The sequence below is a fragment of the Actinomycetospora callitridis genome, from assembly GCF_028737265.1.
GTDB lineage: Bacteria > Actinomycetota > Actinomycetes > Mycobacteriales > Pseudonocardiaceae > Actinomycetospora > Actinomycetospora callitridis.
Genome location: NZ_JAQZAK010000003.1, coordinates 189,616 through 213,734, shown reverse-complemented (window position 1 = coordinate 213,734; position 24,119 = coordinate 189,616). Strand labels below are relative to the sequence as shown.

At 73.6% G+C, this 24,119-nt stretch carries 23 protein-coding genes; 14 read left to right on the top strand and 9 right to left on the bottom strand.

The genetic code is table 11. The features are described from left to right. Positions 1–94 precede the first annotated feature (94 nt). From PH191_RS12405 to mptB, 3 genes are all read right to left on the bottom strand, one after another. Positions 95–808, bottom strand: coding sequence for an ABC transporter permease (locus PH191_RS12405; protein ID WP_274195284.1), 714 nt, complete (start codon positions 806–808; stop codon positions 95–97). Between the two features lie 136 nt (positions 809–944). Beyond that, complete coding sequence (locus PH191_RS12400) at positions 945–1,874, bottom strand: ABC transporter ATP-binding protein (protein WP_274194912.1); 930 nt, start codon at positions 1,872–1,874, stop codon at positions 945–947. Positions 1,875–1,883: 9 nt separating this feature from the next. Continuing rightward, positions 1,884–3,425, bottom strand: coding sequence for a polyprenol phosphomannose-dependent alpha 1,6 mannosyltransferase MptB (mptB, locus tag PH191_RS12395; protein WP_274194911.1), 1,542 nt, complete (start codon positions 3,423–3,425; stop codon positions 1,884–1,886). A gap of 232 nt (positions 3,426–3,657) precedes the next feature. Here mptB and PH191_RS12390 point away from each other — a divergent pair, with 232 nt between their 5' ends. From PH191_RS12390 to PH191_RS12360, 7 genes are read left to right on the top strand one after another with little or no spacing between them, the layout of a single operon-like run. Continuing rightward, positions 3,658–4,347 (top strand): helix-turn-helix transcriptional regulator, encoded by a 690-nt coding sequence (locus tag PH191_RS12390; protein WP_274194910.1) that lies wholly within the window; start codon positions 3,658–3,660, stop codon positions 4,345–4,347. Next, positions 4,344–5,795 (top strand): Fe-S cluster assembly protein SufB, encoded by a 1,452-nt coding sequence (sufB, locus tag PH191_RS12385; RefSeq protein WP_274194909.1) that lies wholly within the window; start codon positions 4,344–4,346, stop codon positions 5,793–5,795. Before PH191_RS12390 ends, sufB begins: the two co-directional genes overlap by 4 nt. Next, positions 5,792–7,051, top strand: coding sequence for a Fe-S cluster assembly protein SufD (gene sufD / locus PH191_RS12380; protein ID WP_274194908.1), 1,260 nt, complete (start codon positions 5,792–5,794; stop codon positions 7,049–7,051). The genes sufB and sufD overlap by 4 nt, the downstream gene beginning before the upstream one ends. Positions 7,052–7,094: 43 nt before the next feature. Then, positions 7,095–7,877 carry a Fe-S cluster assembly ATPase SufC gene (sufC, locus tag PH191_RS12375; protein ID WP_274194907.1) on the top strand — a complete coding sequence of 261 codons (783 nt, stop codon included), beginning with the start codon at positions 7,095–7,097 and terminating at the stop codon, positions 7,875–7,877. Further along, positions 7,874–9,175, top strand: coding sequence for a cysteine desulfurase (locus PH191_RS12370; protein WP_274194906.1), 1,302 nt, complete (start codon positions 7,874–7,876; stop codon positions 9,173–9,175). Before sufC ends, PH191_RS12370 begins: the two co-directional genes overlap by 4 nt. Further along, positions 9,172–9,660, top strand: coding sequence for a Fe-S cluster assembly sulfur transfer protein SufU (gene sufU / locus PH191_RS12365; RefSeq protein WP_274194905.1), 489 nt, complete (start codon positions 9,172–9,174; stop codon positions 9,658–9,660). The genes PH191_RS12370 and sufU overlap by 4 nt, the downstream gene beginning before the upstream one ends. Continuing rightward, positions 9,657–10,058, top strand: coding sequence for a metal-sulfur cluster assembly factor (locus PH191_RS12360; RefSeq protein ID WP_274190348.1), 402 nt, complete (start codon positions 9,657–9,659; stop codon positions 10,056–10,058). The genes sufU and PH191_RS12360 overlap by 4 nt, the downstream gene beginning before the upstream one ends. Before the next feature lie 169 nt (positions 10,059–10,227). Here the strand turns inward: PH191_RS12360 and PH191_RS12355 are convergent, their stop codons facing one another. The 5 genes from PH191_RS12355 to PH191_RS12335 all read right to left on the bottom strand — a co-directional run bounded on the left by PH191_RS12355 (position 10,228) and on the right by PH191_RS12335 (position 14,243). After that, positions 10,228–11,247 (bottom strand): adenylate/guanylate cyclase domain-containing protein, encoded by a 1,020-nt coding sequence (locus PH191_RS12355; RefSeq protein ID WP_274194904.1) that lies wholly within the window; start codon positions 11,245–11,247, stop codon positions 10,228–10,230. Further along, positions 11,244–11,690 carry a universal stress protein gene (locus PH191_RS12350; protein WP_274190350.1) on the bottom strand — a complete coding sequence of 149 codons (447 nt, stop codon included), beginning with the start codon at positions 11,688–11,690 and terminating at the stop codon, positions 11,244–11,246. The genes PH191_RS12355 and PH191_RS12350 overlap by 4 nt, the downstream gene beginning before the upstream one ends. 67 nt (positions 11,691–11,757) lie before the next feature. Then, positions 11,758–13,011 (bottom strand): lycopene cyclase family protein, encoded by a 1,254-nt coding sequence (locus tag PH191_RS12345; protein WP_274194903.1) that lies wholly within the window; start codon positions 13,009–13,011, stop codon positions 11,758–11,760. A gap of 7 nt (positions 13,012–13,018) precedes the next feature. After that, complete coding sequence (locus PH191_RS12340; protein WP_274194902.1) at positions 13,019–13,408, bottom strand: hypothetical protein; 390 nt, start codon at positions 13,406–13,408, stop codon at positions 13,019–13,021. Positions 13,409–13,469: 61 nt separating this feature from the next. After that, positions 13,470–14,243, bottom strand: a complete 774-nt coding sequence (locus tag PH191_RS12335) for an SDR family oxidoreductase (RefSeq protein WP_274194901.1) — start codon at positions 14,241–14,243, stop codon at positions 13,470–13,472. A gap of 201 nt (positions 14,244–14,444) precedes the next feature. On the opposite strand from PH191_RS12335, the gene PH191_RS12330 reads away from it, so the two are divergent. The 7 genes from PH191_RS12330 (at position 14,445) to egtD (ending at position 23,403) form a co-directional block, all read left to right on the top strand. Further along, the gene (locus tag PH191_RS12330) at positions 14,445–16,070 is read left to right on the top strand and encodes an ABC-F family ATP-binding cassette domain-containing protein (RefSeq protein WP_274194900.1); all 1,626 of its coding nucleotides are present in this window, start codon (positions 14,445–14,447) and stop codon (positions 16,068–16,070) included. Between the two features lie 188 nt (positions 16,071–16,258). Continuing rightward, a complete protein-coding gene (locus PH191_RS12325; RefSeq protein ID WP_116707459.1) occupies positions 16,259–16,468 on the top strand; it encodes a helix-turn-helix domain-containing protein in 210 nt (69 codons plus the stop codon). 157 nt (positions 16,469–16,625) lie between these two features. After that, positions 16,626–18,488 carry an ABC transporter ATP-binding protein gene (locus PH191_RS12320; RefSeq protein ID WP_274194899.1) on the top strand — a complete coding sequence of 621 codons (1,863 nt, stop codon included), beginning with the start codon at positions 16,626–16,628 and terminating at the stop codon, positions 18,486–18,488. 230 nt (positions 18,489–18,718) lie between these two features. After that, positions 18,719–20,140, top strand: a complete 1,422-nt coding sequence (gene egtA / locus PH191_RS12315; protein ID WP_274195283.1) for an ergothioneine biosynthesis glutamate--cysteine ligase EgtA — start codon at positions 18,719–18,721, stop codon at positions 20,138–20,140. Next, a complete protein-coding gene (gene egtB / locus PH191_RS12310; protein ID WP_274194898.1) occupies positions 20,137–21,495 on the top strand; it encodes an ergothioneine biosynthesis protein EgtB in 1,359 nt (452 codons plus the stop codon). Before egtA ends, egtB begins: the two co-directional genes overlap by 4 nt. 4 nt (positions 21,496–21,499) lie before the next feature. Further along, positions 21,500–22,303, top strand: a complete 804-nt coding sequence (gene egtC / locus PH191_RS12305) for an ergothioneine biosynthesis protein EgtC (RefSeq protein ID WP_274194897.1) — start codon at positions 21,500–21,502, stop codon at positions 22,301–22,303. A 125-nt stretch (positions 22,304–22,428) separates the two neighbouring features. Beyond that, complete coding sequence (gene egtD / locus PH191_RS12300) at positions 22,429–23,403, top strand: L-histidine N(alpha)-methyltransferase (protein WP_274194896.1); 975 nt, start codon at positions 22,429–22,431, stop codon at positions 23,401–23,403. Here the strand turns inward: egtD and PH191_RS12295 are convergent. Next, a complete protein-coding gene (locus PH191_RS12295) occupies positions 23,354–24,061 on the bottom strand; it encodes a hypothetical protein (protein ID WP_274194895.1) in 708 nt (235 codons plus the stop codon). The genes egtD and PH191_RS12295 overlap by 50 nt on opposite strands. Positions 24,062–24,119 lie beyond the last annotated feature (58 nt).

Genomic DNA, 24,119 nt, shown 5'->3' with positions numbered 1-24,119 from the left:
AGGCCGGGAGGTGTGGCGAGGAGGCGCTCCAGCACGGTCGCGATCCTACGACGCCCGGTAGTGCGGCGCGGCGTGGTGCGGTGCTGTGCGGTGCTCAGGTCCAGCGCACGGTGCGGGTCGCGATCCCGCCGGCGACCACGGCCCACACGATGAGGACGACGATGTGGCCGAGGGCCGGGGTGCCGCCGAGCAGGGCGGTGCGCAGGCCCTCGGCGAGCGCTCCGGAGGGCAGCAGCTGTACGACGACGGCGAGCGGGCCCGGCAGGGCCGAGGCGGGGACGAGCACCCCGCCGGCGAACAGCAGCACGAACCACACGATGTTGGCGACGGCGAGGACCAGCTCGGCGCGCAGGCTGCCGCCGAGCAGCACGCCGACGGCCCCGAACGCCGCGGTGCCCAGGACGACGAGCAGCAGCGCCCAGCCCGGCGAGCCGAGCCCGGGTCGCCAGCCGAGCGCGAGCGCGACGGCGCCGAGGACGACGACCTGGACGAGCACGACCGCGGCCATCCCGCCCAGGCGCCCGAGCACGATCATGGAGCGGGGGACCGCGGTGGCCGCGAGCCGCCGCAGCACGCCGTAGCGCCGGTCGAAGCCCAGCGAGATCGCCTGGCTCGTGAACGCCGTCGACATCACGGCGAGCGCGAGCACCGTCGCCAGCGCCGCGTCGACGCGTGGCTCGGGCAGCGGGACGAACTCCAGCAGGGAGAGCCCGACGAGCAGCGCGAGCGGGATGATGAGCGTGAGCAGCACCTGCTCGCCCTGGCGCAGCGCCAGCTTCGTCTCCAGGGCGACCTGCGTCGCGAGCATCCGTCCCAGCGGCCCGCGCCCGGGGGCGGGCGTGAAGGTGCCGGCCTCGAACCGTGCCGCGCTCACGATCCCGCCCCCGCCGACGGGCGCGCGGGCACGACGAAGGAGTGACCGAGGGCCCGGTCGTTGCGGGGGATCACGAACGCAGCTCGCGTCCTGTCAGCTCGAGGAACACGTCCTCGAGGCTGCGGCGGGCCACGCGCAGGTCGTCGGCGAGCACGCCCTGTCGCGCGCACCACGACGTCACCGTCGAGAGCACCTGCGGGTCGATGGCGCCCTCGACGAGGTAGCTGCCGGAGCTCGGCTCGGACACCGTGCACCCCTCGGGGAGCGCCGCCGTCAGCAGCTTCAGGTCCATGCCCGCGGCCGCCCGGAAGCGCAGCTCGCGGTCGGCGCCCGCGGCGGTGAGGTCCTCGGGGCTGCCCTCGGCGACGACCCGTCCGTGGTCGACGATCACGATGTGGTCGGCGAGCGTCTCGGCCTCCTGCATCAGGTGCGTGGTGAGCAGCACCGCGACGCCGTCGGCGCGCAGCGCGCGCACGAGGTCCCACACGAGACGCCGGCCCTGCGGGTCCAGGCTCGCGGTGGGCTCGTCGAGGAACACGAGCTCCGGGCGACCGACGACGGCGCACGCGAGCGCGAGGCGCTGCTGCTGGCCGACCGAGAGCCGCTTGTAGGGCGTGCGGGCGCACCCGGCGAGCCCGAGGGTGTCGACGAGCCAGTCCGGGTCGAGCGGGTCGGCGGCGCAGGCGGCGACCAGGCCGACCATCTCGCGGACGCGGACGCCCGGGTAGGCGCCGCCGCCCTGCGGCATGACGCCGATGCGGGCGCGCAGGGTGTCCGGCGCGCCCGCGGGGTCGGCGCCGAGCACCCGGACCTCGCCGCTGTCGCGGGAGCGCAACCCCTCGCACACCTCGACGGTGGTCGTCTTGCCGGCGCCGTTGGGCCCGAGGAGCGCGAGCACGCTGCCGGGCGCGAGGTCGAGGTCGAGACCGTCGACCGCCGCACGCCCCTGGTAGCGCACGACGAGGCCGCGCACCGAGAGCGCGGCCGGGGATCCCGACACGTCGACAGCCTAGGCGGCCGGGGTCCGCGGCACGCGCCCACGCACCGCGGCCAGGGGGACCAGCGCGAGCAGGGCGGCCGCGGTGATGGCCATCGGCAGCTGGTAGGTCCGGAACGAGAAGTCGGCGCCCGTCGGGGGCACGAGCAGCGCGACGATCGCGCAGATGGCGACGGCGAAGCCGCGGATGCGCGGGTTCCGCACCGAGGCCGCCAGCGGGACGATCGCCCACAGCAGGTACCAGGGGTGCAGCACCGGGCCGGCGAGGAAGACCGCGCCGAATCCGTAGCCCATGCCCGCGACGGCGTGCAGACGGCCGTTGAGCACCATGAACAGCAGCAGCACGCACACCAGCGCGGCGACGCCGAGCCCGGCCGCGCGGGTGAGGTCGAGGACGGCGTCGGTGTGGTCGCCGAGGCCGAGGACCCCGCCGAGCCAGCCGCCGAGGACGCCGAGGTCGGTGGTCACCGACAGCCAGCTGCGCAGGAGGTTCGGCACCGAGAGCGCCTGGATCCACCCGAAGCCGAGCCCGCTGCCCACCGACACCGCGGCGACCATCCCGAGCCCGAGCGCCGAGCAGGCGGCGCCGTAGCGGACGAGACGCCCGATCCCACCCCCGCGCTCGCGGGCGACGTGCGCGGCGAGGAAGCCCAGCGCGAGCACCGCGGGGATCTTCCCCGAGGCGCCGAGCCCGATGAGCAGCGCGCCCAGCACCCACGAGCGGCGCATCCCGATCTCGAGGCCCGCGAGGACGACGCCGAGCATGATCGCGTCGTTGTGGATGCCGCTGACCAGGTGGAAGAGCACCAGCGGGCTGATCGCGAGCCAGAGCGCCGCGATCGGCTCGACGCCGGCGCGGCGCGCGAGGTGCGGTACCGCCCAGATGACGAGGCCCAGCGAGGCGAGCGCGAGCACGCGGTGCAGGTAGACGCCGAGCACGATGTCGTCGCCCGCGATGCCGGTGATGAGGCGCCCGAAGGTGAGGAAGCCGGGCCCGTACGGCGACGGCGTCGTCCGCCAGATCGTCGGGATGCTCGCGACGAGCGGGTCGGAGAGCCCGAGGGCCTGGGCGGCGCCGTAGACGTAGGGGTCGAACCCGCGCGAGACGACCTCGGCCTGGGAGAGGTAGCCGTAGACGTCGGTGGAGAACAGCGGCGGCGCGACGGCGAGCGGCACCATCCACATGACGAGGATCCGGGTCAGCTGGCGCACCGACAGGCGCACGCGCCCCGGCCACGCGAGCCGCCCGAGCCACAGCCAGGCGAGGACGAGCATGCCCATGCCGATGTAGGCGAGCGTCAGCGACACCGTCGGCATGCGCCCCCACAGGCCGAGCACGCGCGTGCCCAGCAGGGGGTTGTAGGCGGGGGCGGGCGTGGCCCCACAGCCGAGGGCGCCGACGGCCATGAGCAGCGCACCCGTGGTGCCGAACCGGCGCACGGTGCGGAGGCGCCGCCGCTCGTCGGGCGTCGGCGGCGGCGGGACGGCACCCGGCGGGGTGACGGACGGGGACACCTCGGCAGGCGCCTGCGGGGCCTGCGCCGTCCCGGTCACGCGACGGGACGATACCGAGCGCCCCGGACGACCCCGTCGGCGTCCCCGGGCGCCGCGGTCAGGGCCGGGGTGAGGGCCGGGGTGAGGGCCGGGGTGAGGGTAGGTAACCCTGCGTGAGGGCGATCACCACGCTGATCAGGGCCGCCACTTTGCCCGGCGCCGCGAAATAAGCAAGACTGACGTTGTCAAATAGCGGGCAGACTGTGGAGACCACAGTGAGGAGGTGAGGACCATGGGCACCGACGGACACGACGGCCGCACGCGGGACCTCATCGTCCGCCGCCTGCTGGAGCACGGGCCGACCACGGCGATGGACCTGGCCGGGGTGCTGGGTCTCTCCGGGGCGGCGGTGCGCCGTCACCTCGACGCCCTCGTCGCCGACGGCACCGTCTCCACCCGCGACGCCCCGCGCGCCTCCGGGCGCGGTCGCGGACGGCCCGCACGCCAGCACCTGCTCACCGAGCAGGGACGGCGCCGTGCCGGGCGCGGCGAGGACGACGTCGCGGACCTCGCGATCGCCGCGCTGCGCGAGCTCGCCGACGCCGCGGGGGAGGACGCCGTCCGGGCGTTCGCCCGCCGCCGCATCCTCGGTCTCCTCGCGGAGCACCGCGAGGACATCGAGGCGCAGGCCGATCGCCCGGACCGGGTCGAAGCCCTCGCGGGCGCCCTGTCCGGGGAGGGGTACGCCGCCTCGTCCCGGGCCGCCAGCACGGGCGCGCAGCTCTGTCAGCACCATTGCCCGGTGGCCGGCGTGGCCGCCGAGTTCCCCCAGCTCTGCGAGGCCGAGACCGAGGTCTTCGCCGAGCTGCTGGGCACCCACGTCCAGCGTCTGTCGACGATCGCGCGCGGCGATGCCGCGTGCACCACGCACGTACCGGCGCAGGTCACCACCACCACCGTCAAGGGAAGGCAGGTCGTATGACCACCTCCGCGGAGCGGACCACCCCCACCGCCCCCGTCGAGCTCACGCAGGAGGAGACCCTCGCTGCGCTCGGGAACTACCAGTTCGGGTGGCACGACACCGACGTCGCGGGCGCCAGCGCGCAGCGCGGCCTCAGCGAGGCGGTCGTGCGTGACATCTCGGACAAGAAGAGCGAGCCGGACTGGATGCTCCAGCTGCGGCTCAAGGCGCTGAACACGTTCGAGAAGAAGCCGATGCCGCAGTGGGGTTCCGACCTCTCGGGCATCCACTTCGACAACATCAAGTACTTCGTCCGCTCGACGGAGAAGCAGGCGGCCACCTGGGACGACCTGCCCGCCGACATCAAGGACACCTACGACAAGCTCGGCATCCCCGAGGCCGAGAAGAGCCGTCTGGTCTCCGGTGTCGCGGCGCAGTACGAGTCCGAGGTCGTCTACCACCAGATCCGCGAGGACCTCGAGCAGCAGGGTGTCATCTTCATGGACACCGACACCGGGCTGCGCGAGCACCCGGAGCTGTTCGAGGAGTACTTCGGCTCGGTGATCCCGGCCGGCGACAACAAGTTCTCCGCGCTGAACTCCGCGGTGTGGTCCGGCGGCTCGTTCATCTACGTGCCCAAGGGCGTCCACGTGGACATCCCGCTGCAGGCCTACTTCCGGATCAACACCGAGAACATGGGCCAGTTCGAGCGGACGCTGATCATCGTCGACGAGGACGCCTACGTCCACTACGTCGAGGGCTGCACGGCGCCGATCTACTCATCGGACTCCCTGCACTCCGCGGTCGTCGAGATCGTGGTGAAGAAGGGCGGCCGCTGCCGCTACACGACCATCCAGAACTGGTCGAACAACGTCTACAACCTGGTCACCAAGCGCGCCAAGGCCGAAGAGGGCGCGACCATGGAGTGGGTCGACGGCAACATCGGCTCCAAGGTGACCATGAAGTACCCGGCCGTCTGGCTGACCGGCCCGCACGCCAAGGGCGAGGTGCTCTCGGTGGCGTTCTCCGGCGAGGGCCAGCACCAGGACGCGGGCGCCAAGATGGTGCACCTCGCGCCGTACACGTCGTCGACGATCATCTCGAAGTCGGTCGCACGCGGCGGTGGACGGACGAGCTACCGCGGTCTGGTCCGGGTCAACAAGGGCGCGCACCACTCGCGGTCCACGGTGAAGTGCGACGCGCTGCTGGTCGACACGATCAGCCGCTCGGACACCTATCCCTACGTCGACGTCCGCGAGGACGACGTGACGATGGGCCACGAGGCGACCGTCTCGAAGGTCAGCGAGGACCAGCTCTTCTACCTGATGTCCCGCGGGCTCTCCGAGGACGAGGCCATGGCGATGATCGTGCGCGGGTTCGTCGAGCCCATCGCGCGCGAGCTCCCCATGGAGTACGCGCTCGAGCTGAACCGCCTGATCGAGCTGCAGATGGAGGGTGCTGTCGGATGACCCAGCCGGTGGCCCAGACCGGGGGCGGCACGACGACCGCCCCCGGCGCCCCGGTCCTCGACGTGGACCCGGGCATCAAGACGGCGGGCAGCCCGAAGCTCGCGCCGTGGGAGCTGCGCTTCACCTCCTACGACGTCGAGGCCTTCGAGGTCCCTCGCGGCCGCGAGGAGCAGTGGCGGTTCACGCCGCTGCGGCGCCTGCACGGACTCCACGACGGCTCGGCGTCGGCCGACGGCCGCATCGAGGTCTCGGTGCGCACCGGGTTCGGTGACGCCGCCGGCGACCTCACCGGCTCCGGTACCCGTCACGAGACCGTCGGACGGGACGACGCCCGGCTCGGCGACGGCGGCATCCCCGCCGACCGCGTCGCGGCGCAGGCGTGGTCGTCGTTCACCGAGGCCCACGTGGTCACGGTGAACGAGGCCCGCTCCGACGACGAGCCGCTGACGATCACCGTCGGCGGCCCCGGGGCCGGCGCCACCGCGTTCGCGCACCTGCAGCTGCGTCTCGAGCACCACGCCCAGGCCGTCGTGGTCCTGGACCACCGCGGTTCGGGCACGGTCGCGGCGAACACGGAGTTCGTGGTCGCCGACGGCGCGAAGCTCGAGGTCGTGGAGGTCCACGACTGGGCGGACGACGCGGTCTACGTCGGTGCGCAGCACCTCTCGGTGGGGCGCGACGCGACGATCCGGCACACCTCGGTGACGCTCGGCGGCGACCTCGTCCGGCTGTCCCCGGTCATCAACTACCGCGCGCCCGGCGGCGACGTCGAGCTCGACGGGCTGTACTTCGCCGACGGCGGCCAGCACTTCGAGCAGCGCCTGCTCGTCGACCACTCGGTGCCGAACTGCCGCTCGCGCGTCATGTACAAGGGCGCCCTGCAGGGCGTCGAGGGCGGTACCGCCGCGCACACCGTCTGGATCGGCGACGTGCTGATCCGGAAGGCGGCCGAGGGCACCGACACCTACGAGCTCAACCGCAACCTGCTGCTCACGGACAACGCCCGGGCCGACTCGGTGCCGAACCTCGAGATCGAGACCGGCGAGATCGTCGGCGCCGGCCACGCCAGCGCCACGGGAAGGTTCGACGACGAGCAGCTGTTCTACCTGATGGCGCGGGGGATTCCCGAGGCCCAGGCACGCCGGCTGGTCGTCCGCGGCTTCTTCGGCGAGGTCATCCAGAAGGTCCGCGTGCCGGCGCTGCGCGACCGTCTCGAGGCGGCCATCGAGGCCGAGCTCGAGGTCGTCGGCGTCTGACGGCTCCGCCCCCCACCACACGAACACTCCCGAAAGAGGCTTGATGTCCACCCTCGAGATCCGCGACCTGCACGTCGAGGTCGAGACCGAGTCCGGTCCCAAGGAGATCCTGCGCGGTGTCGACCTCACCGTGAACTCGAACGAGACCCACGCGATCATGGGTCCGAACGGTTCCGGCAAGTCGACGCTGGCGTACTCGATCGCGGGCCACCCGAAGTACACCGTGACCAAGGGCCAGGTCCTCCTCGACGGCGAGGACGTCCTTGAGATGGCCGTCGACGAGCGCGCCCGCGCCGGCCTGTTCCTCGCCATGCAGTACCCGGTCGAGGTCCCCGGCGTCTCGATGTCGAACTTCCTGCGCTCCGCCGCCACCGCCACGCGCGGCGAGGCGCCGAAGGTGCGGCACTGGGTCAAGGAGGTCAAGGGCGCGATGTCCGACCTCGAGATCGACCCGGCGTTCGCCGAGCGCAGCGTCAACGAGGGCTTCTCCGGCGGCGAGAAGAAGCGCCACGAGGTGCTGCAGATGTCGCTGCTGAAGCCGAAGATCGCGGTCCTCGACGAGACCGACTCGGGCCTCGACGTCGACGCCCTGCGCGTCGTGTCGAAGGGCGTGAACGAGTACAAGTCGCAGTCGGACGTCGGCATCCTGCTGATCACGCACTACACCCGCATCCTCCGGTACATCGCGCCCGACCGCGTCCACGTGTTCGTGAACGGCCGGGTCGCCGCGTCCGGGGGCCCCGAGCTCGCCGACGAGCTCGAGGAGAACGGCTACGAGCGGTTCGTCGGGGCCTTCGGCGCCGACAAGGAGGAGCAGCCGGCATGACCGCACTCGCATCCGCTCCCTCGGCGGGTGCGACCCTGGATGTCGCGAAGATCCGAGCGGACTTCCCCATCCTGAGCCGCACCGTCCGCGACGACAAGCCGCTGGTGTACCTCGACTCGGGCGCGACCTCCCAGCGTCCGCGCCAGGTGCTCGACGCGGAGAGGACGTTCCTCGAGACGTCCAACGCCGCCGTCCACCGTGGGGCGCACGCCCTGTCGGAGGAGGCCACCGACGCCTACGAGTCCGCCCGCGAGCGGATCGCGGCGTTCGTGGGGGCCGACGTCGACGAGGTGGTGTTCACCAAGAACGCGACCGAGGCGATCAACCTCGTCGCCTACGGCATGAGCAACGCCTCGGTCGGGGACGGCGTCGACGCGGCCGCCGAGCGGTTCCGTCTCGGGCCGGGCGACGAGGTCGTCACCACCGAGATGGAGCACCACGCCAACCTCGTGCCCTGGCAGGAGCTCTGCCGGCGCACCGGGGCGACGCTGCGCTGGTTCTCGGTGACCAAGGACGGGCGGCTCGACCTCGAGAACGACCCGATCACCGAGCGCACCAAGGTCGTGGCGTTCACGCACCAGTCGAACGTGCTGGGCACCGTCCCGCCGGTCGAGGAGCTGGTGCGACGGGCCCGCGCGGTCGGCGCCTACACGGTGCTCGACGCCTGCCAGTCGGTGCCGCACGCCCCGGTCGACCTGCACGCCCTCGGCGTCGACTTCGCCGCGTTCTCCGGGCACAAGATGCTCGGCCCCTCGGGCATCGGGGTGCTCTACGGGCGGCGCGAGCTGCTCGAGGCGCTCCCGCCGTTCCTCACCGGCGGCTCGATGATCGAGACGGTCCGCATGGAGGGCTCGACGTACGCGCCGCCGCCGGCGCGGTTCGAGGCCGGCGTGCCGATGACGTCGCAGGCCATCGGTCTCGGCGCGGCCGTCGACTACCTCAACCTCATCGGGATGGACGCCGTCAAGGCGCACGAGAACGAGCTGACCGGCGCGGCCCTGCTCAAGCTGCAGGACCTGCCCGGCGTCTCGATCATCGGCCCGCGCAGCACCGAGGCCCGCGGCGGCGCCGTGGCGTTCGAGATCGAGGGCATCCACCCGCACGACGCCTCGCAGGTGCTCGACGACTCCGGCATCGCCGTGCGCGTCGGCCACCACTGCGCGTGGCCGCTGCACCGGGCGTTCGGCGTGCAGTCGTCGATCCGCGCGAGCTTCCACGTGTACAACACGCTCGAGGAGGTCGACGCCCTCGTGGCGGGCGTCCGTCGGGCGCAGGAGTTCTTCGGAGTCGCCCCGTGAAGCTCGACTCGATGTACCAGGAGATCATCCTGGACCACTACCGCAACCCGCACGGACGCGGGCTGCGCGACCCGTTCGAGGCCGAGGTCCACCACGTCAACCCGACCTGCGGCGACGAGGTGACCGTGCGCGTGCACCTCACCGGCGGCGAGGGTCGCGACGCCAAGGTGGAGGACCTGTCGTACGACGCGCTCGGCTGCTCGATCAGCCAGGCGGCGACCTCGGTGGCCCACGACCTGCTGGTCGGGCACACCGTCGGGGAGGCCTTCGAGACCCTCGAGGCCTACCAGGCGATGGTCCAGAGCCGCGGCAAGGTCGAACCGGACGAGGACGTGCTCGACGACGCCGTCGCGTTCGCGGGCGTGGCCGCCTACCCGGCCCGCGTGAAGTGCGCGCTGCTGGGATGGCTGGCGTTCAAGGACGCGGTCGCCCAGGCTCAGGCGTCACAGGCCCAGGCGTCGGCACAGACCGGAGGAACAGCATGAGCGAAGACACCGTCCAGCGGGGTGCCGCCGGCATGCCCGAGGCCCCGGCGACGTCGGACGACGCGCTGCCGTCGGTCGACGACCTCGAGGAGGCGATGCGCGACGTCGTCGACCCGGAGCTCGGGATCAACGTCGTCGACCTCGGCCTGCTCTACGGCATCGACGTCCAGGGCGACCCGGCGGGTCCCGTGGTCACGCTCGACATGACCCTGACCTCGGCGGCCTGCCCGCTGACCGACGTCATCGAGGACCAGGCCCGCGCGGCGCTGACCCAGGGCGCCGGCGGCGGCCTGGCCAACGACGTGCGGATCAACTGGGTCTGGATGCCCCCGTGGGGCCCGGACAAGATCACCGACGACGGCCGCGAGCAGCTGCGCGCCCTGGGGTTCACCGTCTGAGCTCGGCCCTCGCGAACGAAACGACGGCGGGTTCGCTGCTCCCGTAGCAGCGAACCCGCCGTTCGTTCGTTCTGGGGTCGGCGCCCAGGGGAGCCGCGGCTCGCGCGCTCGCCGTGATCAACGGGGAGTTCGTGCGCCTAGAAGCAGCGAACGGCGCGTTCGCTGCGGCCTAGGAGGCGCGCTCGCGGATCACGTGCGGGCGCAGGTGGCGGTAGCCCCGCACCGCGAGCTGGGGCACCGCGCGGACCTCGACGTCGAGGTCGGTCTCGCGGATCGCGTGGGTGAGGTCCTCGTCGACGAGGACGGTCCCGGGGCGGGCCTCGGAGGTCAGGCGGCTGGCGATGTTGACGACGGGGCCGTAGACGTCGCCGTAGCGGGGCAGGACGTCACCGAGGGCCAGGCCCACGCGCAGGATGAGGCGGCCGCCCTCGTCGGGCACCTGCTCGTGCAGCCGGAAGGCGATGTCGACGGCGTCCTCGACCCGCTCGCAGACGAAGAGGATCTCGTCGCCGAGGGTCTTCACGATCCGTCCGTGGCGCCGGGCGACGACGTCGGTGCACACGGTCTCGAACCGCTCGAGCAGCGCCCGCAGCTCGGTCTCGTCGATCTTCCGGCTCAGCGCGGTGAAGCCGACGATGTCGGCGAACCCGACGACGACCCGGTTCTCCTCGGTGCGCTCGCCCTCGGGGCGCGCGAGCACGGCGAGCATCCGGCCGGCCGTGACGGCGAGGTGCCGGCGCCACACGTAGGACTGGAGCCGTTCGAGCGTCGGCACGAGCGCCTCGACGGCGTCGACGACGGCGTCCGGGTCGTCGGCGCGGCCGGAGCCGGCGATGGTGCGGCGCACGAGGTTGGCCTGCCACTCCGCGAGCCGCCCGAGGCCCTGCCCGAGGGCCCGGGCGACGGCGAGCTCCTCGGCCTCGTCGAACGTGTCCTCGTCGAGCAGGCGTCCGGAGAGCTCGAGCGCGTCGATGTCGGCCTCGGTGAAGCCGCGGGCGTCGTCACCGGCGGCCGGGAAGCCGAGCGCGCTCCACAGCCGGGCCGTGTGCTCGGGGGACAGCCCGGTGCGCTCGTGCACCTCCCCGCGGGTCATGGTCCGGGGCCCGCCCAGGAGCAGATCCTCGATCCGCTCCTGGGCACGCGCCCACCGCTGCGGGTCCGCGGAGGTGGGGTCCGGACCCGCCGTCACGTGGTGTGGACGATCAGGACGTCACTGCCCGCGCGGCGGGAGATGCCCTGGGGGACGGAGCCGAGCAGACGGCCCGCGAGGCTGTTGAGCCCGCGGTTGCCGACCACCACGAGGTCCGCCTTGCGCTCGGAGACGGTCTCGATGACGCGCTCGATCGGGTCGCCCTGTACCGCGACGGTCTCGATCTCGAGCGAGCCCTTGGTGGCGGCGCGCTCGCGGGCGTCGCGCAGCGTCTCCTCGGCGGGCGTGGAGCCGACGACGTGGAAGGCGGCGTCCTCGCCGAGGGCCTGCTCGGCCTCGCCGGTGGACTTCGCCGGCTTGTAGGCGCAGATGATGAGCAGGGTCGCCTTGCTGTCGGCGGCGATCGTCGCGGCGCGGTCCACGGCGCGGTAGGACGATTCCGAGCCGTCGGTCCCGACGGCGACGGTCTGGTAGGCACCCATGGCGGAGAACCCCTTTCATCGGTGACAGGTCACGATCCCGTCACGATCCCGGTTCGCGAGCGTACCGCTATTGCTCCGTTCGGACGCTGCGGGCCCCGAGCACCGTTCCCCTGATCAGGTGGAGGCGGAGACGGGGTGTCAGTCCTCCGAACAACGAGGTCATGGCCGCGAGCGATGCGGTGACGTCCTCCCGGGCGTCGAGATAGGCCCGCCGGTGGACGTCCGGGAGCGCGAAGAAGCGGTCGAAGAACGCCGGGACGTCGGCGGGGGGCATCGCGAGCAGCGTCTCGAGGCCCCGGCGTCGCAGCGCGTGCACGGTGGCCGCCGCGGGGGAGCGCACCACCCGCCGGGCCGCCTTGGCCGCGGCCACGGGGTCGGCACCGCCCCGCAGGGCGTCGGCGAGGACGGTGGCGAGCCGCGGGGCCATGCGCAACGAGGTCGCGAGGCTGAATCCCGAGGCGGGGTGCACGAGGGAGTCCGCCGCACCGACGGCCACCACGCCGGCGGGGGAGCGGTGTCGCGGCGAGTCGACGGGGAAGCGCACCTTCTCCACGTCGGCGGGGTCGTCGGGGATCTCCGCCTCGGTGAGCCCGGCCGCGAGCAGGCGGGCCCGCAGACGGGCGCGCAGCTCGGGCATCGGCAGCCCCGGGCGGCGGGCGAGCGAGGTCTCCTCGAGCAGCACGCGCTCGGCGTCCAGCGGCACGGCGTAGAGGAAGGTGGGCCAGCCCTCGTGCCCGTGGTCGGCGCGCCAGTCCATGAACAGCAGACGGTCGCCGCTGACACGCGCAGCCACCTCGCGCGGCACCACCACGCCGAAGGCGGTCTGTTCCGCGCGGGGGCGGACGCCCTCGAGCCCGCGGGCGGCGCCGCGGCGGGCCAGGGCCTGGCGGGCGCCGGTGGCGTCGACCACCACCCGCCCGCTCGGGCTGGTGCCGTCGTCGAGCATCACCGCCGGGTTCCGCCCGGGCGCCGCCGGCACCGCGGCCACGACCCGGCCGCGCCGCACCGCGACCGTCGGGTCGGTGAGGTGCACCTGCAGCGCCGAGGTGTCGAGGACGACGTAGGTGTCGTCGAGCTCGTGGGTCCGCTCGCCGATGGCCACCCCGCGCCCGCGCGCGGCGGCGACGTCGGCCGGGAGGTCGTCGGGCAGCTCGTGCGCCCAGGCGCCGTAGGTGTGGGTCCAGGGGCGGTGGGGACGGGGGTCGACGAGCAGGACCCGCAGGTCCAGCGCGGCGCAGGCCCGGGCGAGGGCACGACCGGCCGGGCCGGCCCCGGCGATCACGACATCGGCGACCGGGGCCGCCGGCATGGCAGCGGTCACGGACGGGTCACCGGTCGTGGTCCTCCTCGAGGCGGGCCATCTCCTCGAGCGCGGCGCGGTCGGCCTTCGCGCGGGCGTTCCACGCGCGCATCTCGGGTGGGTAGCCGGTGACCTGGACGTCGTGGATCGCGACCTTGCAGGAGCGCGCCAGCTTCTCCGCGGCCTTCGGCGTGCCGACGCGCCGGCGCGTCCACTCCCCGTCGAACGCGACCGCGACGACCGTCGTGTCGGTGGCCGTGGTCTCGGGCTCGACGTAGAACGCCACGCCCTCGCGGGACTTGGCGAACGCGCGGAGGTGGTCGAGGTCGGCGCTCGTGGCCTCGCGGTCGAGCACCTGGCGCCGTCCGTCACCGCCCGCGCCGCCGCCCCCGCGGCGCCATCTGCTGAACAAGCCCATGGGTGTGCACCTCCCCGTTCACCGTCATTCTGCCCGTGTCCGCCTGAGGTGCTCGTGCGGTTCAGGTGCTCCCGGTCGCCAGCAGTCCGCCGTCGACCCGGACGGTCTCGCCGGTGATCCACGAGGCGGCGTCGGAGACGAGGAAGCCGACGAGCGCGGCGACGTCCTCCGGGGTCCCGAGGCGGCGCATCGGGTAGCGGGATGCGACGGCGTCCTCGCCGTCGGCGTAGAGCGCCTCCGCGAAGCGCGTCTTCACCACCGCGGGCGCGACGGCGTTGACGCGGATGTCGGGCCCGAGCTCCCAGGCGAGCTCCTCGGTGAGACGGATCAGCGCGGCCTTCGACGCCCCGTACGCGCCGATCACGCCGCTCGAGCGCAGCCCACCCACCGAGGCCATGTTGACGACGGCACCGCCGTGCGCGCCCATCCACGCCCGGTGCGCCTCCTGCACGAACCCGAGCGCCGCCACCACGTTGACCTCGAAGATCTTCGAGACGGCCGCGAGGTCCGCCTGCACCAGCGGGCCGTACTGCGGGTTGATGCCGGTGTTGTTGACCAGCACGTCGAGGGAGCCGAACCGCTCGACGCAGGCGTCGACCGCGGCCGCCCGGGCGGCCCCGTCGCCGGAGTTGCCGGGCAGCGCCAGCACGCGCTCCGGGGCGCCCAGCGAGGCCGCCGCCTCCTCCAGCTCGGCCTGCTTGCGGGCCGTGATCGTCACGGCGGCACCGCGGTCGAGCAGGTGGCGCGCCACCCCGAGCCCGATGCCCCGGCTCGCGCCGGTGACGAGGGCGGTGCGCCCGGCGAGGTCCTGAGCAGGGGGAGTGGCGTCGGTCATGGGGCGACCCTAGGGAGGTTCACCTCCTGGCGCCGGAGTTCGTAGGGCAGCGCGACAGAGGAGCGCTGTCGTGCGAATCTCCTTGGCGCGGGCCGGTGAGATCGGAGCGTGCGGCCGGGGCGGTGGTGACGGTCGCCTACACTGGGAAGGTCAGCGTGGCGCCCCGTCCGCCCGCACCGACCCTCCCCGAGGACTCCTCCCGTGATCACCGCGTCCGATCTCGAGCTGCGCGCCGGCTCGCGCATCCTGCTGTCCGGGACGTCGCTGCGCGTCCAGCCGGGCGACCGGATCGGGCTGGTCGGGCGCAACGGCGCGGGCAAGACGACGACGCTGCGCAGCCTCGCGGGCGTCGGCGAGCCCTACGGCGGCACGATCCGCCGCACCGGGCCGGTCGGCTACCTCCCGCAGGACCCCCGCGAGGGCGACCTCACGGTGCTCGCGCGCGACCGCGTGCTGTCGGCCAAGGGGCTCGACGAGCTGCTGCGCGACATGGAGAAGACGCAGACCGCGATGGCCGAGCTGGCCGACGACGCCGCGCGCGACAAGGCGATCGCGCGCTACGGCCGCCTCGAGGAGCGGTTCGCCGACCTCGGGGGCTACGCCGCCGAGAGCGAGGCGGGGCGGATCTGCTCGAACCTCGGCCTGCCCGCGCGCGTGCTGTCCCAGCCCCTGCAGACGCTCTCGGGCGGTCAGCGCCGACGCGTCGAGCTGGCCCGCATCCTCTTCGCCGCCAGCGGCGACTCGGGCGGCAACGCCGGGACGACGCTGCTGCTCGACGAGCCCACGAACCACCTCGACGCCGACTCCATCGGCTGGCTGCGCTCCTTCCTGCTCTCCCACGACGGCGGGCTCATCGTGATCAGCCACGACACCGAGCTGATCGACGCCGTGGTCAACAAGGTGTGGTTCCTCGACGCCACCCGCGGTGAGCTCGACAGCTACAACATGGGCTGGGCGAAGTACCAGCAGGCCCGCGCCGACGACGAGGCCCGCCGCCGCCGCGAGCGTGCCAACGCCGAGAAGAAGGCCGGCGCGCTGCAGGTCCAGGCCGCCAAGATGGGCGCGAAGGCCACCAAGGCCGTCGCCGCCAAGCAGATGGCCCGCCGCGCGCAGGCCATGCTCGACGGGCTCGACGAGCAGCGCACCGAGGACAAGGTCGCGCACATCCGCTTCCCGGCCCCCGCGCCGTGCGGGCGCGTGCCGATGACGGCGCAGGGCCTGTCGAAGACCTACGGCTCGCTCGAGGTGTTCACCGGCGTCGACCTCGCCGTCGACCGCGGGTCCCGGGTGGTGATCCTCGGCCTCAACGGCGCCGGCAAGACGACGCTGCTGCGGATCCTGGCGGGCGCCGAGGACCCCGACACGGGCGCGGTCGAGGCCGGCCACGGCCTGCGCACCGGCTACTTCGCGCAGGAGCACGACACGCTCGACATGGACCGCAGCGTCTGGGAGAACGCCCGCAGCGCGGCGCCGGACACCCCCGAGCAGCAGCTGCGCACCCTGCTCGGCGCGTTCCTCTTCACGGGCGAGCAGCTCGAGCAGCCCGCCGGCACGCTCTCCGGCGGTGAGCGCACCCGCCTCGCGCTCGCGGGTCTCGTCTCCAGCGCGGCCAATGTCCTGCTGCTCGACGAACCGACCAACAACCTCGATCCGGCCAGCCGCGAGAAGGTGCTCGACGCCCTGCGCCGATTCGAGGGCGCGGTCGTGCTCGTCACCCACGACCCGGGTGCGGTCGAGGCCCTGGAGCCCGAACGCGTCATCCTGCTGCCCGACGGCACCGAGGACCATTTCTCGACCGAGCACCTCGAACTGGTCGAGCTCGCCTGACCCAGTCGGCCGCGGTCGCAAGGTAGCTGACATTCCCGCAGGTAGACGGCGTACCGCAAACGGACGCTGATCCACTCCGATCGGCCGAACCGCTTACCGATCACGCGAAATGTGCCGTGGCGCACATCCTACTTTTCGATCACCATGGTTCGACCGGACCTGCGGTCGGAGCAAGGGGTGAGATCGAGATGGCCGATCTGAAGAAGGGTGCACGGATCACGGGCACCCAGCGGGACAAGCTCGCCACGGATCTGAAGAAGAAGTACGAGAAGGGCGCGAGCATCCGTTCGCTCGCCGAGTCCACGGGCCGCTCGTACGGGTTCGTGCACCGGGTGCTGTCCGAGTCGGGCGTGACGCTGCGCGGGCGTGGGGGCGCCACACGGACGAAGAAGAAGTAGGGGCGCGACCCCTCGGCCGTGTCGGCGAGGGGTACACCTCGTTCCAGAGGATCCGGCGGCCCACCACCCGCCGGCCACGGGACGGCTCGCTTGACCTCGACGATGGTCGAGGTCGCACGCTCTCGGGGTACACGGTCCGAGGAGCGGAGGGCGAACCATGGACGCCTGGTCGTTGATGCAGTCGGCGGCGCAGGCGGACACCGTGCCGCGCTCCGTGCCGAAGGGGACGCTGCCCCGGATCTGGCGCTTCGCCCACCGTCACCACCGGATGCTGGCGGTGTTCCTCACCCTGGCCACCGCATCGGCGGTGATCGGCGTGGCGACCCCCGTCCTCGCGGGGCGCGTGATCTCCGCGATCACCACCGCCGCGCCGGCGTCGACCGTCGTGATGATCGCGCTGGTCATCGCGGGTCTCGCCGTGGTCGACGCCGGGCTCACCCTCGCCGAGCGCTGGCTGTCGTCGCGCATCGGCGAGGGCCTGATCTACGACCTGCGCCTCGCGGTGTTCTCCCACGTCCAGCGGATGCCGCTGGCCTTCTTCACGCGCACGCGCACCGGCTCGCTGGTCAGCCGGCTGAACAACGACGTCATCGGCGCGCAACGCGCGTTCACCTCGACGCTCTCGGGCCTCGTCACCAACTCGATCCAGCTCGTCCTGGCCGTCGTGGTCATGGTGGCGCTGGCCTGGCAGGTGACGCTCCTCGCGCTGATCCTCCTGCCGATCTTCATCCTGCCGGCGCGGCGCATGGGCCGGCGGATCGCGGCGCTGCAGCGGGAGTCGGCCGACCTCAACGCCTCGATGACCGGGCAGATGACCGAGCGCTTCTCCGCGGGCGGCGCGACGCTGGTCAAGCTGTTCGGGCGCCCGCAGGCCGAGGCCGACGAGTTCGGCCACCGCGCCGACCGGGTCCGCGCGGTCGGGGTGCGCACGGCGATGGTCAACCGCGTCTTCCTCACCTGCCTGACGCTGGTCTCGGCGCTCGCGCAGGCGCTGGTCTACGGGCTCGGCGGCTGGCTCGCGGTCACCGGCTCCCTCGACGCCGGCACGGTCGTGGCGCTGGCGCTGCTGCTCACGCGGCTGTACTCCCCGCTGACCTCGCTGGCGAACGCCCGCGTCGACGTGATGAGCGCGCTCGTCAGCTTCGAGCGGGTCTTCGAGGTGCTGGACCTGGAGCCCGTCCTCACCGAGCCGGAGACGCCCACGCCGCTGCCCGCCGGCCCCCTCGGGGTGCGGCTGCACGACGTGCGGTTCACCTACCCGTCGGCCGCCGAGGTGTCGCTGGCCTCCCTGGAGGAGGTCGCGCGCCTCGACGACCGGGTGGAGCACGAGATCCTGCACGGCGTCGGCCTGTCGGTGGCGCCCGGCGGCATGCTCGCGCTGGTCGGCCCGTCGGGTGCCGGGAAGTCGACGATCGCCTCGCTGCTGCCCCGGCTCTACGACGTCGACAGCGGCGGGGTCGAGATCGGCGGCGTGGACGTGCGCGAACTGTCCTTCGCCGACCTCCGGGGCGCCGTGGGCGTCGTCACGCAGGACGGCCACCTCTTCCACGACACGGTGCGGGCCAACCTGGCCTACGCCGCCCCGGAGGCGACGGACGCGCAGCTGCGCGAGGCGATGGTCCGCGCACGGCTCGGCGAGCTGCTCGACGAGCTGCCGGCCGGGCTGGACACGGTGGTGGGGGAGCGCGGGCACCGGCTCTCGGGTGGGGAGCGCCAGCGGCTGACGATCGCGCGGCTGCTGCTGGCGTCACCGCGGGTCGTGGTGCTGGACGAGGCCACCGCCCACCTGGACTCGGAGTCGGAGTACGCGGTGCAGGAGGCGCTCACGGAGGCGCTGGTCGGGCGCACGGCCGTCGTCATCGCCCACCGCCTCTCGACGGTGCGGGCGGCCGACACGATCGCCGTCGTCGAGCACGGGCGCGTGGTGGAGCAGGGCACGCACGACGAGCTCCTGGCCCGCAGCGGCCGGTACGCGGACCTGTACCACACGCAGTTCGCCTCACGTCCGAGCGCGGCCTGAGTAATCACTCACAGTGACATTCGCTTCGCGGCCACTCGGCGCTCGACCCCATGCGGGGCGCCGAGGGCGCGTGTAGCGTCGCTGAGCGTCCGTGCGCGTCCGCAGCAGTTCCCGGCGAGCCTGTCGGGTCGGTCGATCAGGGAGGCTCCGTGCCGAAGTCGTCACCCTCGGTACGCGATGCCGGTGGCGCCCCGAGCGCCCCGACGTCACCACCCGCGGGCCCGCCCGTGATGCGGCACCCGGTCGCCCTCGACCCCGCATCGCCGCTGACCGACCGCGCGACCGCCGAGGCCTACGTCGCCTTCGTGTGCTTCAAGCACGGGCCGCCACGCCTCGTCGGTACCGAGCTCGAATGGCTCGTCCGCGACGCCCACGACCCCGCCCACCCCCTCGATCCCGCGCTGCTGGCCCGAGCCCTCGGCCCGCACGCCCCCGCCACCCTCCCCGCCCCGAGCCCCTCTCTGAGCACGGCCGAGACCAACGGCCACCGCCCCCACCGTCAGACCCCCGAGAGCTCCGGACCCACCCCGCTCCCCGCGGGGGGCGCGGTCACCGTCGAGCCCGGTGGGCAGGTGGAGATCGCCAGCCTCCCGCTGCCGAGCGTCGGCGACCTCGTGCGGGCCGTCCGCCTCGACGCGGGAGCCATCCGCGAGCGGCTGGCCGCCGAGGGCCTGGTCACCGTTCCGCGGGCGAGCGATCCGCTGCGTCCGCCACGGCGACTGCTCGACGTGCCGCGCTACCAGGCCATGGAGGCCTCGTTCGACCGCATCGGACCGCACGGGCGCACGATGATGTGCTCGACCACCGCCGTGCAGGTCTGCGTCGACGCCGGCGAGGGTGCCGACGTCGCCGGGCGCTGGGCCGCGCTGCACGAGCTGGGGCCCGTCCTGCTCGCCGCGTTCGCCAACTCGCCGGTGGTGCACGGCCGCCGCACCGGGTGGAAGTCGACGCGCATGGCGAGCTGGCTCGCGCTCGATCCCGAGCGCACCTCGCCCCCGGCCGCCCTGGGCGCCGACCCGGGCCGGGAGTACGCGCGGCGGGCGCTCGACACCCACCTGCTGTGCGTGCGCCGCGACGGCGCCGGCGGGGTCTCCTGGGAGGCGCCCGACGTCACGTTCGCCCAGTGGATCGGCGGCGCGCTCGACACCCCGCCCACCCTGGCCGACCTCGACTACCACCTGACCACGCTCTTCCCGCCCGTGCGCCCGCAGGGCCACCTCGAGGTCCGCTACATCGACCAGCAGGCCGGTGACGAGTGGGTGGTGCCGCTGGTGGTCGTCGCGGCCCTGATGCACGACCGGGACACGGTGGCGCGCGCCCGTGCCGCGGCCGAGCCGGCCGTCGACCGCTGGACCGCCGCCGCCCGCCACGGGCTCGACGACCGCGTCCTGCGCCGGGCCGCGGGGGAGGTCTTCGCGCAGGCCCACCGCACGCTCGCCGGGCCCGCGTTCGCCGACCTCGACGCCGACGTGCGCGAGCTGGTCGACCACGTGATCAGCGAGCGGGTGCTGCGCGGACGCTGCCCGGCCGACGAGCCGCTCGACCCCGCCGAGACCCACCTGCCCCCGGCGGCCGCCCCGCCGCCGTCCGATCCCGACGACCTGTACCCGTCGCCGGGCGACCGATCCTCCTCGGAGGTGAGCAGTCCATGACCGCCACCAGCCACACCCAGGGCGAGACCGGGGACGTCCCCGCGCTGCGCCGACGCCTCGCCGCCGACCTCGAGGCGGCGCGGGCCCGGACGCGCGCCCTGACCCACGACGTGTTCGCCGCGGACGACGCCGACTTCACCCGCCAGCACTCGCCGCTGATGTCGCCGTTCCACTGGGACGTCGCGCACATCGCGAACATGGAGGACTACTGGCTGGTGCGCCGCGGCGCTCCGGACACCGAGGAGACCCCCGGGGTCCGCGAGGACCTCGACCAGTACTACGACGCGTTCACCAACCCGCGCGCCGGGCGCCCCCAGCTGCCGCTGCTCAGCCCCGCCGAGGCGCGGGCCTACGGCGACCAGGTGCGCGAGAAGGCCCTCGCCCACCTCGAGGCCGGGGCGTTCGACGAGCGCCGCACCCTGGCCGGGGGCTTCGTGTTCGGCATGATCGTCCAGCACGAGCAGCAGCACGTGGAGACGATGCTGGCCACCCACCAGCTGCGCGACGGGGCCCCGGTGCTGCACGCCGACCCGCCGCCGCCCTCAGTGGTGCCCGGCATCGCCGGCACGGAGATCCTCCACCCGGGTGCGGAGTTCCTGATGGGCACGTCCGACGAGCCGTTCGCGCTCGACAACGAGAAGCCCGCTCACCCCGTGCGCGTCGACGACTTCTGGCTCGACGCCGCCCCGGTGACCAACGCCGAGTTCGCCCGCTTCGTCGACGCCGGCGGCTACGCCGACCGCTCGCTGTGGTCCGCGGCCGGCCGGGAGCACATCACCGGCGAGGGCTGGCACGCGCCGATGACCTGGGAGAAGGTCGAGGATCGCTGGTACCGGACGTCCTTCGGGGTGCGCGAGGCGATCGCCGACGTCGGCGACCAGCCCGTGCTGCACGTCAGCTTCGGAGAAGCCGCGGCCTACGCCGCCTGGGCGGGCAAGCGCCTGCCCACCGAGGTCGAGTGGGAGTTCGCCGCCCGCTACGACCACGCCTCGGGCCTCACCCGGCGCTTCCCGTGGGGCGACGAGGACCCGAGCCCCGAGCGCGCCAACCTCGACCAGCGCCACCTGCAGCCCGCGCCGGTCGGCGCCTACCCGGCCGGCGCCTCGCCGCTGGGCGTGCACCAGTTGATCGGTGACGTCTGGGAGTGGTGCGACTCCGGCTTCGAGGGCTACCCGGGCTTCGAGCCGTTCCCGTACAAGGAGTACTCCGAGGTCTTCTTCGGCGGCGACTTCCGGATGCTGCGCGGCTCGTCCTTCGGCGTCGGCACGCCCAACGCCCGCACCACGTTCCGCAACTGGGACCTGCCGATCCGCCGCCAGATCTTCACCGGCTTCCGCTGCGCGCGGTCGGCGTAACGGCGTGTGCCGCCACCTGGCCCACGTGGGCCCGACGCCGGTCACGCTGGCGTCGCTGCTCACCGAGCCGTCGCACTCCCTGCTCGTGCAGAGCTACGCCCCGGCCGACATGCGCGGCGGCGGCACCGTGAACGCCGACGGGTTCGGTGCCGGCTGGTACGTGCGTGATCTTCTGAGTGATAGCTCAGAAGATCACGCACGTGGGCCGGTGCTGTACCGGCGGGACGACCCGATGTGGACCGACGGGTCGTTCCTCGACCTCGCGCGGGCGGTGGAGACCACGGCCCTGGTCGCCGCGGTGCGCTCGGCGACGGTCGGCATGCCGGTGTCCACGGCCGCCTGCGCCCCGTTCCGCGGCGAGGCCGGCGGGTCGACGTGGTTGTTCAGCCACAACGGCGTGGTCCGCGGCTGGCCGCCCAGCATGGCCGACCTCGCCGCCACGCTCCCCGCGCTCGACCTGCTGACCCTCGAGGCGGCCACCGACTCGGCGCTGCTGTGGGCCCTGCTCCGCGCCCGGATCGCCACCGGCAAGGACCCCGTCGACGCCGTCGCCGGCGTGGTCACCGACGCGCTGGCCGCCGCCCCCGGCTCACGGCTCAACCTGCTCCTGGGCGACGGCGAGCAGGTGGTCGCCACGGCCGTCGACCACGCCCTGTCCTACCGGGCCTGGCCCGACGGCGGGGTGACCGTCGCCTCGGAGCCCCTGGACGACGACCCGGCCTGGACCCCGGTCCCCGACGGCTCGCTGCTCGTCGCCCGGCCCGGCGAGGGGCACGACCCCCCGTCCGTCGCCGTCGCCGCCTTGTAGTCCGGGGCTTCAGCCCGGCGCTCTCCCGGAGCGCCCCCGAGATCGCTGGGACCCGTTCCCGACGCCGTGAACGCCGCGCGCCAACCCGGCGCGCGCCCCGACACCCAGGACGTGAACCGACACCGATGAGCCTGCCCGCCCTCGACGTACACCTCACCGCCGACGACGCCGACGCCGCCCTGCGCACCGACGCGCGTCGCGGCCTGACGTCGACCCCCAAGATCCTCACCCCGCAGTGGCTCTACGACGCCCGGGGGAGCGAGCTGTTCGAGCAGATCACCGCGCTGCCCGAGTACTACCCCTTCACCGCCGAGCGCGAGGCCCTCGCCGCCCACTCCGATGCGATCGCCCGGACCGCCGACGCCGACACCCTCGTCGAGCTCGGATCCGGGTCGTCGTCGAAGACCCCGGTGCTGCTCGACGCCCTGCACCGCGCGGGCACCCTGCGCCGCTACGTGCCCGTCGACGTGTCCCCGTCGGCGCTCGAGGAGGCCGTCCCGGGGCTGATCGGGGCCTACCCGGAGCTCGACGTGCACGCGGTGGTCGCCGACTTCACCAGCGACCTGCGCAGCGTGCCGAGCGACGGCGGCCGGCGCCTGGTCGCCCTGCTCGGCGGGACGTTCGGCAACTTCGAGCCCGCCGACCGGCAGACGTTCCTCGCCGCCCTCGCGGACGCCCTCGAGCCGGGGGAGGCGTTCCTCGTCGGGACCGACCTCGTCAAGGACGAGTCGACGCTGGTCGCGGCCTACGACGACTCCCAGGGCGTCACCGCGGCGTTCAACCTCAACGTGCTCTCGGTGCTCAACCGTGTGCTGGGCGCCGACTTCGACCGCTCGGGCTTCGACCACCTCGCGGTGTGGGTGCCGCAGTCGAGCCGGATCGAGATGCGCCTGCGGGCCCGGCGTCCGATGCACGTGCGGGTGTCGGAGCTCGACCTCGAGATCGACTTCGCGGCCGGCGAGGAGATGCGCACGGAGATCTCGACGAAGTTCACGCGGGAACGGATCCGGGACGAGCTGGCGGCCGCGGGGTTCTCCCACGACGGCTGGTTCACCGACCCGCAGGGCCGTTTCGCGCTGTCGGTGGCCGTACGCCGCTGACCGGGACGAGCGGCGAGGACAGGCCGTTCGCGAGGCCCTTCGTCACGCCGTCGGTCGCCGGCGACGCCACCGAGGACACGGTCCCCGAGAGGCGGACGATCGCGGACGCCGCCGGTGGGGGTGCGGTGGCGCTCCCCGGGACCATGGCCGAGAGCAGGGGCGCCGACGTGCCGACCGGCGCCGCCGGGAGGGGCTCGTCGGCACCGGTGTCGTCCAGGGCCTCGGCCTCCGACGGCCCCTCGGGACCGGGCTCGTCCAGCACCCATCGTCCGTCGACGGGACGCTTGGCGAGGCTCGGCCCGGCGGTCAGGGCGTCCACCGACACCGTGCGGAGACGGCGGCGCGCCCGGGCGACGTGACGGGCCGCCCCGCGCACGACGACGGCCACCACCAGCCTGTCGCCGTGCGGGTCGGGCACGGCGTGCAGGACGTGGTGGTGGCCGTCGTCGGTGCTCACGGTGAGCTCGGCGAGCGCGGGGCCCGCCACGGCGGCGGCCGCGCGGACCATGTCCGCGTGGCTCGCCCCGAGCAGCTCGAGGTCGGCGAGCGAGGGGTGCTCGTCGGGGGCGTCGACGTAGCCGTCCAGGACGAGGCCGCTGTCGACGTCGACGAGGGTGGCGGCGACGATGCTGCGGTCGTCCAGCAGCGGACGCAGCACGGCCGACAGCCCGTCCGAACGGACACACGTCAGATGCTGGTGCCGCCCCACCCTCGCC

What these genes read in the sequence shown, in the direction of transcription:
- PH191_RS12335 (WP_274194901.1), bottom strand. Translation starts at nt 14,243, where the DNA reads ATGACCGACGCCACTCCCCCTGCTCAGGACCTCGCCGGGCGCACCGCC.
- egtD (WP_274194896.1), top strand. Translation starts at nt 22,429, where the DNA reads ATGAGCCTGCCCGCCCTCGACGTACACCTCACCGCCGACGACGCCGAC.
- PH191_RS12325 (WP_116707459.1), top strand. Translation starts at nt 16,259, where the DNA reads ATGGCCGATCTGAAGAAGGGTGCACGGATCACGGGCACCCAGCGGGAC.
- sufD (WP_274194908.1), top strand. Translation starts at nt 5,792, where the DNA reads ATGACCCAGCCGGTGGCCCAGACCGGGGGCGGCACGACGACCGCCCCC.
- egtA (WP_274195283.1), top strand. Translation starts at nt 18,719, where the DNA reads ATGCGGCACCCGGTCGCCCTCGACCCCGCATCGCCGCTGACCGACCGC.
- PH191_RS12320 (WP_274194899.1), top strand. Translation starts at nt 16,626, where the DNA reads ATGGACGCCTGGTCGTTGATGCAGTCGGCGGCGCAGGCGGACACCGTG.
- PH191_RS12405 (WP_274195284.1), bottom strand. Translation starts at nt 808, where the DNA reads ATGCTCGCGACGCAGGTCGCCCTGGAGACGAAGCTGGCGCTGCGCCAG.
- sufC (WP_274194907.1), top strand. Translation starts at nt 7,095, where the DNA reads ATGTCCACCCTCGAGATCCGCGACCTGCACGTCGAGGTCGAGACCGAG.
- PH191_RS12370 (WP_274194906.1), top strand. Translation starts at nt 7,874, where the DNA reads ATGACCGCACTCGCATCCGCTCCCTCGGCGGGTGCGACCCTGGATGTC.
- PH191_RS12360 (WP_274190348.1), top strand. Translation starts at nt 9,657, where the DNA reads ATGAGCGAAGACACCGTCCAGCGGGGTGCCGCCGGCATGCCCGAGGCC.
- PH191_RS12350 (WP_274190350.1), bottom strand. Translation starts at nt 11,690, where the DNA reads ATGGGTGCCTACCAGACCGTCGCCGTCGGGACCGACGGCTCGGAATCG.
- PH191_RS12340 (WP_274194902.1), bottom strand. Translation starts at nt 13,408, where the DNA reads ATGGGCTTGTTCAGCAGATGGCGCCGCGGGGGCGGCGGCGCGGGCGGT.
- sufB (WP_274194909.1), top strand. Translation starts at nt 4,344, where the DNA reads ATGACCACCTCCGCGGAGCGGACCACCCCCACCGCCCCCGTCGAGCTC.
- egtB (WP_274194898.1), top strand. Translation starts at nt 20,137, where the DNA reads ATGACCGCCACCAGCCACACCCAGGGCGAGACCGGGGACGTCCCCGCG.
- PH191_RS12390 (WP_274194910.1), top strand. Translation starts at nt 3,658, where the DNA reads ATGGGCACCGACGGACACGACGGCCGCACGCGGGACCTCATCGTCCGC.